This window comes from bacterium, from assembly GCA_037143175.1.
Classification (GTDB): Bacteria; Verrucomicrobiota; Kiritimatiellia; order CAIKKV01; family CAITUY01; genus JAABPW01.
Genome location: JBAWZF010000062.1, coordinates 1 through 14,868, shown reverse-complemented (window position 1 = coordinate 14,868; position 14,868 = coordinate 1). Strand labels below are relative to the sequence as shown.

Genomic DNA, 14,868 nt, shown 5'->3' with positions numbered 1-14,868 from the left:
TCCTCACTCCGGCTCAAAAACAGACGGCACTACGCGCTATTTGCGGGAAATAACAACTACGCGCTATTTGCGGGAAATAACAGGTGACCGCTCAAACATTATTGTGGATGCCACAAGTCGACAATAGGCGCCGAAACCGGCTCGCAAATCGAGGGTCAATGGGTGAGTCCGCAATTTAGGGACATACAGCAAGGCTTGACTTATATTCTCTGACGATATATATTATGAATATATTTATTCTGCGAGAATATAAATGGCGGTCAAGAATAACAAAAAATCGTCCGGCAACGTTGATCGTATGTTTGATTTTGAGATCCTGCGCGAGTTACGGAAGCGTGAGGGATGGACTATTGATGAGCTTTCCACTAAAGCCGGGATTTCCCCGGCAGTTATTTCCAAATTGGAGCGCAATCAAACGTCCGCAGAATTGAACACGCTATTCAGTTTGAGTCGGGCTTTTGGCATGAATGTCACGGATCTCCTGATGCTGGCTGAATCACGAACTTCTCACCGTGCCAGTGAATCCAGCCACCGCTCAGGCACCTTCAGTTTCCGGGAAATCAAATATGGCAATATCCGGGCTCTGTTGGGCGAAGCCAAGGCTGGCGGAAAAGTGTCGAATCCTGAGATCCATCATGACGATCTCGAGGTGTGCTGGGTGTTGCGCGGGATGATCAAGCTGCAATTACCGCATGAACATCCTGTCATTAAGGTCGGCGAATGCGTCCAATTCGATGCCATTCTTGAACATTCTTATGAGGTGATTGAAGACTGTCAGATTCTTATCCTGCATCTGAAAAAGGGAAAGCGCTTTTAATATGATCAAAATTAACAAGACCCTGTCGGTATCCAAACTCCAAGCCAAACTCAGCCGGTTCTGGGAATTATCCGGTGATAAGATTCAACTGATCGAACGCGGTTATGATGAAACTAAAGGGGCCCCCGTTTTCACCCAGCATGGTCGCTATACGTCACGGGGTTGGACGGAATGGACCCAGGGTTTTCAATATGGCGCCGCCTTGATCCAATTTGATGCCACCGGGGATGAGGCTTTCCTCAATCTTGGCCGGAACAAAACGGTGGAGCGCATGGCACCGCACCTGACCCATTTCGGTGTTCATGACCATGGCTTCAATAATGTCAGTACCTATGGCCACCTGATGCGACTTTCCAGTGAGGGCCGTTTAGAGGCGGCTCCCTGGGAGCAGTCCTATTATGAACTTGCCATGAAAGTGTCGGGTGCCGTGCAGGCGCGCCGGTGGACGGCCCTCAACGACGGCGGGTATATCTATTCCTTCAATGGGCCGCATTCCCTGTTTGCCGACACCATTCGCTCCCTGCGTGCACTCGCGGTAAGTCATAAGCTGGGGCATGCTTTAATGGGTGAAAACGACCAGAAAACTTCGCTTTTGGATCGTTTAATTCAGCATGCTCGAACAACCGCTAAATATGTGGTATTTTATGGGGAAGGCCGAGATGCCTATGATGTCCGTGGACGCGTGGCGCATGAGGGAATTTTCAACCTGAACGACGGATGTTTCCGGTGTCCCAACTCTCAGCAGGGGTATTCGCCTTTCTCAACCTGGACGCGGGGGCTAGCTTGGATTCTCTGCGGCTATGCTGAGCAACTTGAGTTTCTCTCTACCTGTTCTGATGCCGAGTTGAAGCCACAAGGTGGTCGCAAGGCGATTGAAGCCATGTACCTGAAGGCCGCCTGTGCTACGGCGGACTTCTATCTCGGAAACACCCCCACGAACGGGATTCCTTACTGGGATACCGGCGCACCGGGCCTGAGTCGGCTTGGCAATTACATGAGCCGTCCCGCAGACCCTTTCAATGCCCATGAGCCCGTTGATAGTTCTGCCGCCGCCATTGCCGTGCAAGGGCTATTGAGGTTGGGGGCGTACTTGAAGAGTCGCTCAACGCTGGACTCTCGACTTTCTGATTCCTATTGGCAAGCTGGCTTAACAGTTCTTGATTCTCTGCTCAGTGAGCCGTATCTCAGCACCAGGAGTAAGCACCAGGGGTTGATCCTGCATTCTGTTTACCACCGGCCCAATGGCTGGGATACCATTCCGCGAGGACAGAAGGTTCCCTGCGGCGAGTCGAGCATGTGGGGGGATTACCACGCCCGCGAGGCGGCACTCTATGTGCAGAGGCTGATTGATAAAAAACCATACCTGACTTTTTTCTGAAACTGAACAAAGGGCCCAATATGATTATAGCAGACTTGAGCAAGATTGAAGGCCGGCGTTACCCGGCTCGCAGACGTACCCAGAATGTGGTGGGGGGAGTATCTCCTATCCAGGCTAAAAACTTTGCAGTGGGATTCGTCACTTTGGATCCGGATGGCGGTCAGGTGCCCTGGCACAATCAGGAACAGGAAGAGGTCTATTTCGTACTGGAAGGCCAGGCGGAGATGTGTCTCGGGTCGGAACGTCAGATCCTGACGGCGGGTCAGGCGGCCTACATCCCTAATGGCGTGTTTCATCAAATTTCAAATATTGGTTCCACGCCCTTGAAGATGATTTATACCTATGGACCAGCGGGTGATGTGGCTCACTGGCAACAGGAACTAGCCGGGACTTTGCCAAAAGCGGGTATTGAAGCTCCCGCTTTGCCTGTTGGAGCAAGGCCGCAATGCACGGAGAAGCCACTATGAATGATAAAAGCAAAACGATGTTAGAACGTATCGCCCGTAAACGTATTGTCCCGGTGATTGTACTGGATCATGAAGAGCAGGCTGAACCGTTGGCGGAGGCGCTCCTCAAGGCCGGTCTCGATATCATGGAAATCACCTTCCGTACGGCCGCAGCGGAGGGCTCCATCAAGAGGATTGCCAAACGGTTTCCTGAAATTCTGTTGGGTGCGGGGACCGTTCTCGGGGCGGATCAGTTGAAGCGCGCGGCCGATGCCGGTGCCAGCTATGCCTTGGCGCCCGGATTGAATGAAATCGTGGTGAATGCCGCCGCTAAGGCCGGCATCCTGATGTTTCCCGGCGTGATGACACCGTCCGAGGTGGAGCAGGCCTTGGCGATGAACTGCCGTATTCTGAAGTTTTTCCCCGCTGAGGCGGCTGGTGGAGTGACCATGCTGAAGGCGTTGGAAGGTCCCTATGCCCATACCGGTGTTAAGTTTCTACCGACGGGTGGGATTGGCCTCAATAACATGCGTTCCTATCTGGAGCGTCCGTCCGTCGCAGCCATCGGTGGGTCATGGATCGTGGAGAAGAAGATGATTGTGGCTAAGGATTGGGGTGCCATTGAGCAGTTAACCCGTGAGGCCCTGGCGCTCGCGGCATCGGTTGTGATTCGGTAAAAATAGATTTAATACGGAGGACATATAAATGAGTGAAGTAAAAGTGCATAACGTAGGGATTATCATGAACGGGGTGACGGGTCGCATGGGTACCAACCAGCACCTGTTGCGCTCCATTTGCGCCATCATCAAGCAGGGTGGGGTTAAAATCAGCGAATCCGAAATCATCATGCCGGATCCTATTCTAGTCGGACGTAATTCGATCAAGCTTCAGCAGCTGGTCAAACGTGCCGGGATGACTCTCCGGTGGACAACCGATCTGGATGAGGCCATGGCGGACAAGAATAACATCATTTACTTTGATGCCCAGACGACGGATCGTCGGGCCGCAGGTGTGAAGCAGGCGATCAAAGCCGGTAAGCATATCTATTGTGAGAAGCCCACGGCTGTTTCGGTGAAAGCCGCCTATGAATTATATACCCTGGCCAAAAAGGCGGGCGTTAAAAATGGCGTCGTGCAGGACAAGCTGTGGCTGCCCGGCCTGATGAAGTTGAAGGAACTTATCCATCGTGGTTTCTTCGGGAAGATTCTTTCCGTGCGCGGCGAGTTCGGCTACTGGGTATTCGAAGGCGATACCATTCCGCTTCAGAGGCCTTCCTGGAATTACCGCAAGGAGGATGGCGGCGGTATGATTGTGGATATGCTATGCCACTGGCGCTATGTGCTGGATGATGTGTTCGGCAGCGTGAAGGCCGTGTCCTGTCGTGGGGCAACGCACATTGAGACTCGTTATGATGAGGCGGGCAAGCCTTACACCTGTACGGCAGATGATTCCGCTTATGCCACCTTCGAGTTGGAAGGTGACATCCTGGCTCAGTTCAACTCGTCGTGGTGCACGCGGGTGCGGCGTGATGATTTGCTGACGTTGCAGGTGGATGGAACATTGGGGTCGGCGGTGGCCGGGTTGCGCGATGTGGTGATTCAGCCTTATGGGGCAACCCCGCGGGCTGTCTGGAATCCTGACATCCCTCAGCCGATCAACTTTTTGGAAGGCTGGCAGAAACTCCCGGAACAGCGTGAGTATGACAACGCCTTCAAGGTTCAGTGGGAATTATTCTTGCGCCATGTCGTCAAGGATGAGCCGTTCCGGTGGACTCTGTTGGAAGGTGCCAAGGGTGTTCAACTCGCCGAAAAGGGCATTGAGTCCTGGAGTAAGCGGGCTTGGGTGACGATACCGGAGTTGAAAGCGTGAAAAAAGTTGCCTTAGTAACTGGCGGCAGCCGTGGCATCGGGCTGGGTGTGGCGCAGGCGCTGGCGAAGGATGGGTTTGATCTTGGCATATGCGGGGTCAGGCCTGAGCCTGCGGCGGCAGAAGCGATGGAATCGTTACGGGCGTTAGGTCGTGATGTTCTTTATGTTCAGGCCGATGTAAGTGTCCGGGAAGACCGGGAGCGTCTGGTGGCGGGAATCAAGCGACATTACGGGCAGCTTAATGTTCTCGTGAACAATGCCGGTGTGGCACCTACTGTGCGTGCGGATATCCTTGATGCTTCCGAGGAAAGTTTCGAGCGTCTGATCAAAATCAACCTGCAGGGCCCGTATTTTCTGACCCAGGCCGTGGCAAACTGGATGGTCGAACAGAAGAAGGGCAATCCTGCCTTTACCGGCTGTATCATCAACGTTTCTTCGATTTCCTCCACCGTGGCATCAGTAAATCGCGGTGACTACTGTATTACCAAGGCTGGCGTGAGCATGGCCACCAAACTGTTCGCCGCCCGCCTCGGGGAGTATGACCTTCCTGTCTATGAAATCCGGCCCGGTATCATCCAGACCGATATGACCTCCGCCGTGACGGCAAAGTACGACAAACTCATAGGCGAGGGCTTGTTGTTGCAGGCCCGTTGGGGTGTTGCTGCTGACGTTGGTCGCGCCGCAGCCATGTTGGCGCGTGGAGATCTGGCCTATTCTACGGGGCAGGTCATCATGGTTGATGGCGGACAGACAGTGCAGAGGCTGTGAGGGGCCTTCTCAGTGGCCCAGTAGCGCGAGGAACTCCTCTTTCACCGGGCGGGTCAAGAGAGTGGCAATGCGCTTCTGTTGGGACTCCATGACGGTGTGTCGGAAGGCGGCATCGAAACAAAGAAGCCCGAATAATTCGGCCAGTTCCTCCGCCCTCAAGTCTTCGAACATCACCCCTGCATCGCCCATGGCTTCTGGTGTACCTCCGGTTTGGCGTGAGACTACGGGGACACCTTTGACCATCGCCTCGACCAATGGCAGGCAATAGCCCTCGTGGCGGCTGGTGGTCGCAAAGATATCGGCGACCTGATAATAGGCCGACAGCCCTGCGGGTGAGGCGAAGCGCTCGAAAAATACGGTATCCAATCCCAGTTCCGCGGCATACATTTTCAGCATGGCATAATAGGTCGGAGCGCTCTGGTCCGAGCCGACGATCAGCAGGCGGCTTTGAGGCTCGATGTTTTTGTGGAACCAGGCAAAGGCGGTGATCAGTTCCTCGATACACTTGTTGGGAGCGATGCGCCCGACAAACAGAATGTTTTTCATGGGAACCGTAAACTTGGCCAGGATGGTCGGATCGGGCGCAATGCTTTCGTCATCAGGCCGGAATAGCAGTGGGAAGACTTTGGTGTTCGAAAACCCGAGCTCTTTGAGTTCTGCCGCATTGAATGACGAGTCCGCCCAAACGGCATCGGCTTGGCCCAGGATAGTCTTCAGTTCCTGACGGGCGTCCGTCAGTTGGTTGGCGACGCTGGTATCAAAGGGGACGAAGAATTCGGGAGGGGTGATGTTGTGATAGATCAAAATCTTGCGGGCAGGGGAGGAAAGGAAAGCCGCTGTGGCCGGCGAGGTGATGGAGAAATGGAAAATGATCGTCTCATCGGCTTGTGGCTGATAATCCTCCAGCGTGCGGCAGGTGTTGGCGGCATCGACGGCAATCCGGTCGGCTGGCGCGTAAATCTCCGAGGTAAATCCGGCTTCACGGCAGATATCCCGCAGGGCCAGCGCCTCATGGGAAATGGCATCCCCCGTGGCGAAACCAGCAACTAATTGATGGATGGCAACCGGCTTCATAGGGGGGTGCGAAGTGTACTCAACTCGGATTCAAGCGCTTTAACGCGTTGTTCAAGAGCTGTCAGATTGTGTTTTGCCGAGGCAATCTGGAAGACCTGGGCGCTGATGATCAGTTCATTGATGGCGTTTTGCTGGTGGGCCATCCGGTCGTGTTGATAGCGCAAGAGCTTCCAGAGAAAAGCCTTTATCTTTTTCATGAGGCCGCCCGCCGTGCCGGATTTACCGGGGATGGGAAAGGGCTCGGTACAAAGGGCGTAGCGGAGCATCAACAATTTGCTGAAACGCTCCAGATAGTCAGCTCGATTGCAGGACGTTTTGAGGGAGAGCGCGGAATCTGCGGGGGACCAGGGGGACAAGGCGCCTTGATGGCGTGCGGCTCTGCGGGTGAGTTCGCCTCCAATTTCCATGGTTTTATCTTTTCCCGCCACAATGATACGCATCATTTCACCGTGTCATGTTCATATGTCTAAGTCAAGTATCCCCTCCCGCGCCGGGGTAGGTTTACCGGGACCATTCCGCAATAGGCTGTTTGTGTACCAGAGGGCATTTTCTGCCCCGCAGTCCGGAGATTTCTTTCTCAACGGAGGCGATGCCCTTATGGGTCACGTGAATTTCCATGGTCAGATCGACGGTGTGGCGTTGGCCGGGGGCTAACTGGATCACTCTGCCTTGTTGTCGCTCAAACACCTTCGGGTTGGGAAAGTTTGTGCCGGGTTCCAGCCCTGTGACATAGCCGTCACCAACTCCGCCCGTATTTTTCCATTGGGTGAAACAAGGCAGTTGCTTGACGTTGAATCGTAGTGCAACACCCTTTGTCCCGGCTTTGTTTCTCAACAGCGTAACCGTATTCCCTTTACGGTCGGCGCAAAGCTGGTGAAAATATACCTGTTCAACAAAACCTGGGGTGGGGGCTTGATACTTGTCGAAGGTTTTGATTCCGCCCGCAGAGTGAGGATCGCGTGGCGCGACGATACGACTCGGGGCGACTAGCAGACTTCCCTGGCCGAGGAAGGGCTCCCCATAGTTACAGTGGTAAAGCAATTCCAGTTCCCGCTCCACCGTATTCATGTTGATGATTTCGTCATGGATGGTGACTGAATTACTCCCGACCACGGTCGAAATCCGGGTCTCCAGTCGCAGACTCGGGAAAAATAACATGCCCGCATCCACGGTGCCGGAAACTACGAGTTCGGTGGAGCCCTTTGACTCAATGACCGAGACCTCGACAAAGTTGGCGGGCGTATTGGCGATTCTGCCGTGCAAGGGGAGGATAACCTCGGAGAGATTCCCATTGTTGTCAGGGACCATGTCCTTGCCGGGGGCCCCATTGGAATCCAGTCCGCACCGCACGATGCATTCGTCAAAACCCTGTAACCAGCCTAGACCGCCGGCATCCAGGACGTTCACAAACATTGGATTTACGGGCCCGGCCACCGGCGAATTCCAGCCGATAGTGCACTTTTCATAGCTACCCTTCCAGAGTCCCATGCCGCGGGTGGGGACTATGGTAAAGCTGAGCGCTCCGTTATTGACCTCAATGACGTCGACGCCTTCAGTGAAACCGCCGTGAAGGGTGCGCTTGGTGATCGACCAGTTGTCCTTCGTGATGCTGTAGGAGTCCGCCCAGACCCCGGTTTTGACATCTGTCAGAATCTGATTCATTATTTTGCGCATACTGTGTTCTTTCAGTTAATCCTGAGGGAGGCGCCCCAGCGGTAGGTTCCCGGGCCGATCAGGTATTCAGGATGGACGTTCCGGGTCCAACCAGTATCGCCGCCGACGCCCATGTGCCAGCCATCGAGGATGAGAAAGGTCTGTTCTTTGGGAACCAATTCCCAGTCGTGCCGGATCTTCATGAGATCCTCCAGCGAAACTGGCAGCGCGCTGAATCGGAATAACGGATCCCCTTCAACTACCAACCGTGCCGTGCTGGTTCCCTCAAGATTGAGCCTTCGCACATCCCCGCGTGCACCACATTCGCCGGGGAGCGGGTAGGGCTCAAGCATATCCGGAATGGAAGAACGCCAGATGCCAACCATCGCGCTTTCCTGTCGATCGGGATAATTTTCCCACGGCCCGCGGCCATGCCACTCCGCCGTTTTCCAGCCTGCCGCCAGCGGAAAGAGGATTCCAATGCGGGGAATCATGGGTAGGGCATCCGCAATACAGGCCGTTTGAAGGAACTCGAGACGACCATCCGGATTCACCGTCCAGCGAAGGGTACAGGTGATCGTCTGGCGGGGAGTCGTTCCGTGAAGCTCGCTCTGGACCTCCACAACCACGGTTCCGTTGTCGGCAACTGCCGTCGATAGATTCTTCAGAGTGCGTCTGGGCGGGATGAGTCCAGCCGCTACCCACTCCTTGTAATAACTAATAGCATGTCCCAGCAGCCAGTCATTATCCAGCGGTGGGCGATAGAACATTTCGACTGCGGCTTGTTCTAACTGTTCCCGTCCACCGACGGACCAGGAGCTTAGCAGGCCAGTGGTCGCGTTCCATGTGAAGGCCCAGCCGGGAGCGGAGACGCGAACGATTTGGGCATCTCGATCGAGTTTCGGTGCAGTGAAAGGGGCATGAGGAATCACGCATTTTACTGTCGAACCGAATGGTAACTTAAATTGATCCCAGGCGACGATGTGCCCCTGCGGAGCCCAGGGCAGGTCACGCTTGAGCACGCATCGCGTATTCAAAAAGACCTCCCTGCATCCAAGATCGTTCGGAAGCACCGGCAGGGCCAGTTCAAATTCAGCCATTGCGCCTGGCGTAACGGCAGGCAGCTCACACGTGCCCGTATGAAGAATGCGGCCATCTGCTACGAGTTCCCATTCCAGACGAAGGTGTGACAGATCCGAGTCATGGTGTTTATTCGTGACCACCAGCCGCACGGGCGAGCTCGAACACAGGCGCAGGGCGACAGGAGCCTGGATCTTTTTCACCTCAAAGGCGCCGGGATGGGGGCGCAAGTCAGCCCCGACAATGCCGTTCAGCACCTGAGTAGGATCTTCTCCGACCGCAGCATAATCGAACGCTTCGCCGAGATCATTGCCGTAGCCGTAGATCTTGCGTCCATCAGGGTGGGTGAACAGGATCGCCTTGTCGGCCCAATCCCAGATGAACCCGCCCTGGAATGCAGGGTATCGATCCACGAAGTCCCAGAATTTTTTAAAATTGCCGGATGCATTACCCTTCGCGTAGGCATACTCGCACATGATCATGGGTCTTTTTTCGTCCGGGTTTTCCATGACCTTCTGAACCCAATCGAGTCCCGGATACATCGGCACCATAATGTCGCTGGTCAACGGACCGGGGTTACAGCCTTCATATTGTACCGGACGGGTCGGATCAAAAGAACGGATCCAGTTGGCCATAGCCGCATGGTTTGCTCCCTGCATGGATTCATTGCCCAGTGACCAGAAGCAGATGCAGGGATGGTTGCGGTCCCTTAGCACCATGCGGGTGGCTCGCTCGAGGTAAGCCCCGGCCCAAACGGGATCGAGTGAGAGCAGCCCGCCGACTCCATGGGTCTCGAGGTTCGCCTCGTCAACTACGCAGAGGCCAAGTTCATCACACAAGTCATACCAGCGGTTGGCGTTGGGATAATGCGACGTGCGGACGGCGTTGAAATTGAGCTGCTTCATGAGAAGGATGTCACGGCGCATATCCTCGTCCGTCACGGCACGTCCGTGCTCCGGATGAAATTCATGCCGGTCAACGCCTCGCACCACCAGCCGACGCCCATTCAGGAGGACCTGGCGGTTTTTGATTTCAATCTGGCGGAACCCGACGCGGTAACTCTGGATATCGATCGTTTTCCCCTCTGTGTCGGTGAGCAGCATGAGCAGCGTATAGAGGTAGGGGTTTTCAGGTGACCATTTGTGCGGAGCGGGGATAGCCAGGTTGAAGCGGGCAGCGCCCTTTTCGCAAGGCTCCCCATACATGCTGGTCTGGCCGGGGAAGGTGCCTGCCGGAGACTCGGCAATCACTTTTCCGGCAGCATCCAGTAATCGAACTACGGCCTGTAGACCTTTATATTCGCTGATTTTTGATGTGGAGGCGGGTTGTGCGGGCAACGATCGCGTTTCCAGGTAGACCGTAGCATCGATGACCGCGTCGGAGTAATTTGCGTCAAAAGTCGTGCGGATACGGAAATCGCGGATATGCACAGGGGGACGGGCCGCGAGCCAGACGCTGCGCTGGATTCCGCTCATCTGCCAGTAATCCTGATCCTCCAGGTATGTTCCAGAGCAATAACGCAGCACTCGTACCGCAATGAGGTTCCGGCCGGGCCGCAGGAAAGGCGTGATGTGGAACTCCGAGGGCAGGCGGCTGTCTTCCGCATAGCCGACTTCATGACCGTTGATCCAAACATGGAAAGCGGAATCCACCGACTCGAAGATCAGGCGCATATCGCGCTCCAGCCAGGAGGCGGGGATCTCAAAGGTTCGCCGGTAGCATCCGGTCGGATTATGATCCGGCGGGAAAGGCGGGTTCGCTTTGAACGGGTAGGCAATGTTGGTGTAGATCGGGCGATCTTTGCAGTCTGGCTCCAATTGCCAGTTGCCAGGTACGGTTAATTGTCCCCAGCCGCTGTCATCAAACGTCTCTTTCCAGAAATCCTGAGGAACCTCTAGTGGAGCAGGAGCCAGGTGGAAGCGCCATGGGCCGTCCAGCGACAACGCGCACTCATCGTGAACCCCCATCGGGGCATGGGTCGCCTCACGGTTACGGCCAGAAATAGCCGGATCTTCCCATTCATGGCGGATGCGTCTCACGGCAAGCCGTTCCTTTCAGTGTCCTGAAAATTAGTTGGACTTGTATCCCTGCTCCACTTTGGCCGCCACGTCGAGATAGCCGATTTCGATCTGGTAAATCTGCTTGAAACACTCCATCGCTTCGGCGGCGCGATCAGTGATTTCATAGATGGAGCCAAGCTCATAAACCACGGCTTTCTTGGTGTCGTCCATGACAGGCAATTCGGCGACCGCCTGCTGAAGTTGGTCGATGGCCATATCGTATTGTTGTTTGGCTCTGAAGCAGCGGCCGATATAAAATAGAGATTGGATGCGGCGTTGGGCGTTGCGTTGGGAGGCTTGGAATTGCTGAATGGCTTCATTGATCCGGTTTTGATCGAACAGCATGACCCCGAATTCATACTTCAATTGCAGGTCATTCGGGTAACGCGACACACGATCTTGCAAGTCGTTGGCCATGAATAATTCACGATCCTTCTGTTTTTCTTCTGCGGCAGCAGTCATGCCGGCGGCGGTGAGCTTGGCGATTTCCTCGTCCATCATCTGAATTTGAATGGCGCTGATAGTCTGATCGATCTGCGGATCGCGACCGCCTGAAACGTTTTGTGCCTCCTGAAGTGTGGTGACGGCTTCAGTAAACATTTTGCTGTCCCGGTAAAGATTTGCCAGAGCGCGCCGATAATTCATATTCCCGGGTTCACGCTTAATTCGCGCCTTGTTTTCTTCGATCATGATGACGGTGTCGTTCTTGTCCACCACGGCCTTGGATTCGCGGGCCAGCGAATCCGACTCTTTTCGATCACGGATAAGATCGGTGAATTTCGTGCCTTTGGTTCCGACCTTTTCCCAGCCGTCCTTGGACATGCTGTCGATGGCCATGGCGTCTTTCAGAAGTTTCAGAGCGGCACTATCCTGCGGTTTAAGTTCGCAGAGCGTCTCAAAGCATTCGCGGGCCAGGCGGGGTTGGTCGGTTTCCATGTAAAGTCGCCCCAAGCGCTCCAAAAGCTCGGCATCATGCGGGTAATGCTCCTTGGTGCTGGCCAGGGTTTGGATGGCAATTTCAGGCTCACCGGCGGCCATGGCAGCCTTGTCGAGGAGCTTGATGTAACTCAAATTCAGGGGGTCTTTTAAAAGCAGTTTTTCGGCGGCCTGTAACGCCTCCATGGGTTTGGATTTAAGGAGTGCTTGAGCCTTGATCAGGTTGGAAAATCCCGTGACTGAAGAAATGAGGTGGGTGAGTTGTCCGCCCCCCTGGCTTTTAAATCTTTTGATCTCAGCTGCCCGAAGAAATTTCCGAGCCTTATGGAGACGGGGTTCCAAGGCCAGGCAGGATGTGAACATATCGATGGCATAATCCAAATTCCCGCGCTCCATGGCCACAAATCCACGATTGAACAAATCCTTAATTTTTTGTGGAACCTGTTCAAGAGTCACTTCAGCCATTGATCATACCCCTTGTAAAATTGATGTGAGCTGTATGTCGCTTGACATACTCTTATTGGGTATATCAAAGTGCATGGTTTACGGCTATAAAAAATCATTACACAAACAGGGGCTGAGACGGTGGTAAGGAACATGTCGATAGCGGGAAGAATATGGGTGGGATTGATTCCCTTCGTATGGCTTCTGATGGTTTTTCCGATGCCGGCTTCTGCTGTGGTGTTCCGGGGGTTGGGCTTGAATGAAGTCATGGCTTCCTATGGCTTTGGTGCTCCCGCTGAATATGGTAAGAGTGCCGTGTACCGCAGCCGGACTGCCACGGTGATTTTTGAGGCTGGAAGCAGGCGGGTCGTGGTGAACGGGCTTTCGCTCTATTTGAACCGGAGTGTGCTGAAGGCCGCGGGGAACTGGGTCATTGCTCCGGTTGATGCCGTGGATACGGTCGGGGCTATATTGTTGCCTTCGCGGGCCTTGCGGAAAGCCTCGTCCGCCCTGGTTGTTCTTGATCCGGGGCATGGCGGGGCTGATCCCGGTACGGGGCAAGGTTCCCTTCAGGAAAAGGGGTTTACGCTGGATATTGCCAAGCGGGTGCGGGCCCGGCTTCGGGAAAACCATGTTGATGTGATGATGACACGGGATCGGGATACGACCATGACGTTGGAGGAGCGGTGTTGGCGGGCGGATCGTTATGGCGCGGATGTCTTTGTCAGCGTTCATTTTAATGCCTCCCGGAATCAGGCCATATCGGGGGTTGAAACCTATATCGTTCCCGCTTCGGGCTATCCTACGACGGTGGAATTGGAGCAGAATGTCCCCGCCGTGAAACGCAGGGATTGTCCTGGCAACCGGTTTGATGGGGCTAATGTGGTGCTGGCCCAATATTTGCACAAGGGGCTGATGGCGCATACCGGTGCACTAGACAGGGGGATCCGGCGGGCCCGGTTTTATGTTATTCGGAATGCGAATTGTCCAGCAACCCTGGTGGAATGCGGGTTTTTATCCAACCGCAAGGAATCCAGCAAAATACTGGATGATGATTATCGGGATCGAATTGCCGAAGGGGTGTCGCGAGGGATTCTCACTTATCTTAGCCGGGTACGTCAGCAGCATTTGCCGCCAGTTAAAAACATGTGAGAGTTGACACCGCGAATTAGTGGCACTAAGGTTTCGGCATTGTTTTGAGTTTTACTACCATTTCATGGTGTTTTTCCAAGGGAGAGTGAGTTGTGATTACTGCAAGAGTGATTGGTGCCAGCGGGTATGGCGGCGTGGGAATTATCGAGCTGTTATTAGGCCATCCGGACGTCAAAATCGCCGGGCTTGTCAGCTTGACGGATGTCGGCGTTCCGATCAGTCAGCTTTACCCCCATCTGACTGGTGCCTGTGACATGGTGGTGATGGCCCCCACAGATCCCGGCGTTAAGCAGTCGGTGGATGTGGTGTTTATGGCCACGCCGGATGGCGTGGGGATGAAGCTCGGGCCCGAGGTGCTTGCGAGCGGCGCCAAACTGGTCGATTACAGTGGCGATTTCAGATTCAATACCCCGGAGAGCTATGCGGCTTATGCCTCCCGGATTGGCCGCGACACCCAGCATGCCTCGCCGGAGCTTCTTTCTGAAGCCGTTTACGGAGTACCCGAACTGCATCGCGGCAAGATTAATTCTCGGCGGCGGGTAGTCGGAAATCCAGGGTGTTTTGCGGTGAGTTGCATTCTGGGCCTGGCACCGGCGGTGAAGCACGGCTTGATCGATCCGTTCAGCGCGATTTGTGATTGCAAGACCGGGGTTTCTGGAGCAGGGAAAAAACTCAACGCGTCATTTCACTATCCCGCGCGCTATGAAAATGTAAATGCCTATAAACTCGCCGGGCACCAGCACGTCTGCGAAATTGAGCGGGAGTTGAGTCTGCAGGCCGGAACGGATATCCGGGTGACTTTTACAGCGCAGGTCGTGCCGGTATGCCGGGGCATTCTTTCCTGTCTCTACGGCCAATTGACGGCGGAAACCAGGGTTGAGGATGTCATCGGCTTGTATCGGGAGTTCTATAAGGACAGTCCGTTTGTCCGGATTTATGACCGCAATGCCGCCATAGGAACCATGCATGTCCGGGGCACCAACTACTGCAACCTGATTGTTGACGTGGATGCCCGAACCCAGAAATTACGGGTGATTGCCCATATTGATAATTTAGTCAAAGGGCAGGCAGGCTCTGCGCTCCAGAATATGAACCTGTTGTTTGATCTGCCGGAGACGACGGGATTGACCAGGGTAGGGATGTATCCGTAAGACTACGAATTTGAAAAAGTGATGAATTAAGGATTGAAAAC

13 protein-coding genes are annotated in these 14,868 nt (G+C 54.6%); 8 read left to right on the top strand and 5 right to left on the bottom strand.

What is annotated here, in order from left to right; all coding sequences use genetic code 11:
- Positions 1-253 precede the first annotated feature (253 nt).
- Genes WCI03_13660 through WCI03_13635 form a run of 6 tightly spaced genes read left to right on the top strand, consistent with a single transcriptional unit; the run spans position 254 to position 5,277 of the window.
- On the top strand, positions 254-817 hold the full coding sequence (locus tag WCI03_13660) for a helix-turn-helix domain-containing protein (protein MEI8140899.1): 564 nt from the start codon (positions 254-256) through the stop codon (positions 815-817).
- Between the two features lies 1 nt (position 818).
- Positions 819-2,195 carry a glycosyl hydrolase gene (locus WCI03_13655; GenBank protein ID MEI8140898.1) on the top strand — a complete coding sequence of 459 codons (1,377 nt, stop codon included), beginning with the start codon at positions 819-821 and terminating at the stop codon, positions 2,193-2,195.
- Positions 2,196-2,215: 20 nt separating this feature from the next.
- Complete coding sequence (locus tag WCI03_13650) at positions 2,216-2,662, top strand: cupin domain-containing protein (GenBank protein MEI8140897.1); 447 nt, start codon at positions 2,216-2,218, stop codon at positions 2,660-2,662.
- Positions 2,659-3,318 carry a bifunctional 4-hydroxy-2-oxoglutarate aldolase/2-dehydro-3-deoxy-phosphogluconate aldolase gene (gene eda, locus WCI03_13645; GenBank protein MEI8140896.1) on the top strand — a complete coding sequence of 220 codons (660 nt, stop codon included), beginning with the start codon at positions 2,659-2,661 and terminating at the stop codon, positions 3,316-3,318. The genes WCI03_13650 and eda overlap by 4 nt, the downstream gene beginning before the upstream one ends.
- A 28-nt stretch (positions 3,319-3,346) precedes the next feature.
- Entirely contained in the window at positions 3,347-4,510 is a 1,164-nt protein-coding gene (locus WCI03_13640; protein MEI8140895.1) for a Gfo/Idh/MocA family oxidoreductase, read from the top strand.
- Complete coding sequence (locus tag WCI03_13635; GenBank protein ID MEI8140894.1) at positions 4,507-5,277, top strand: 3-ketoacyl-ACP reductase; 771 nt, start codon at positions 4,507-4,509, stop codon at positions 5,275-5,277. Before WCI03_13640 ends, WCI03_13635 begins: the two co-directional genes overlap by 4 nt.
- Positions 5,278-5,286: 9 nt before the next feature.
- On the opposite strand, the gene WCI03_13630 is transcribed toward WCI03_13635, so the two are convergent.
- Genes WCI03_13630 through WCI03_13610 form a run of 5 tightly spaced genes read right to left on the bottom strand, consistent with a single transcriptional unit; the run spans position 5,287 to position 12,545 of the window.
- A complete protein-coding gene (locus tag WCI03_13630) occupies positions 5,287-6,351 on the bottom strand; it encodes a glycosyltransferase (GenBank protein MEI8140893.1) in 1,065 nt (354 codons plus the stop codon).
- Entirely contained in the window at positions 6,348-6,794 is a 447-nt protein-coding gene (locus WCI03_13625; protein ID MEI8140892.1) for a hypothetical protein, read from the bottom strand. Before WCI03_13625 ends, WCI03_13630 begins: the two co-directional genes overlap by 4 nt.
- 58 nt (positions 6,795-6,852) lie before the next feature.
- Positions 6,853-8,025: an aldose 1-epimerase family protein gene (locus WCI03_13620; GenBank protein ID MEI8140891.1), complete on the bottom strand. Its 1,173-nt coding sequence runs from the start codon at positions 8,023-8,025 to the stop codon at positions 6,853-6,855.
- Between the two features lie 11 nt (positions 8,026-8,036).
- Entirely contained in the window at positions 8,037-11,123 is a 3,087-nt protein-coding gene (locus tag WCI03_13615) for a glycoside hydrolase family 2 TIM barrel-domain containing protein (GenBank protein MEI8140890.1), read from the bottom strand.
- Positions 11,124-11,153: 30 nt separating this feature from the next.
- Complete coding sequence (locus tag WCI03_13610; GenBank protein MEI8140889.1) at positions 11,154-12,545, bottom strand: tetratricopeptide repeat protein; 1,392 nt, start codon at positions 12,543-12,545, stop codon at positions 11,154-11,156.
- A gap of 132 nt (positions 12,546-12,677) precedes the next feature.
- Here WCI03_13610 and WCI03_13605 point away from each other — a divergent pair, with 132 nt between their 5' ends.
- Together WCI03_13605 and argC are read left to right on the top strand one after the other, a co-directional pair.
- Positions 12,678-13,676 (top strand): N-acetylmuramoyl-L-alanine amidase, encoded by a 999-nt coding sequence (locus tag WCI03_13605; GenBank protein MEI8140888.1) that lies wholly within the window; start codon positions 12,678-12,680, stop codon positions 13,674-13,676.
- A 92-nt stretch (positions 13,677-13,768) separates the two neighbouring features.
- Positions 13,769-14,827: an N-acetyl-gamma-glutamyl-phosphate reductase gene (gene argC, locus WCI03_13600; protein ID MEI8140887.1), complete on the top strand. Its 1,059-nt coding sequence runs from the start codon at positions 13,769-13,771 to the stop codon at positions 14,825-14,827.
- The last annotated feature ends 41 nt before the right edge of the window (positions 14,828-14,868 follow it).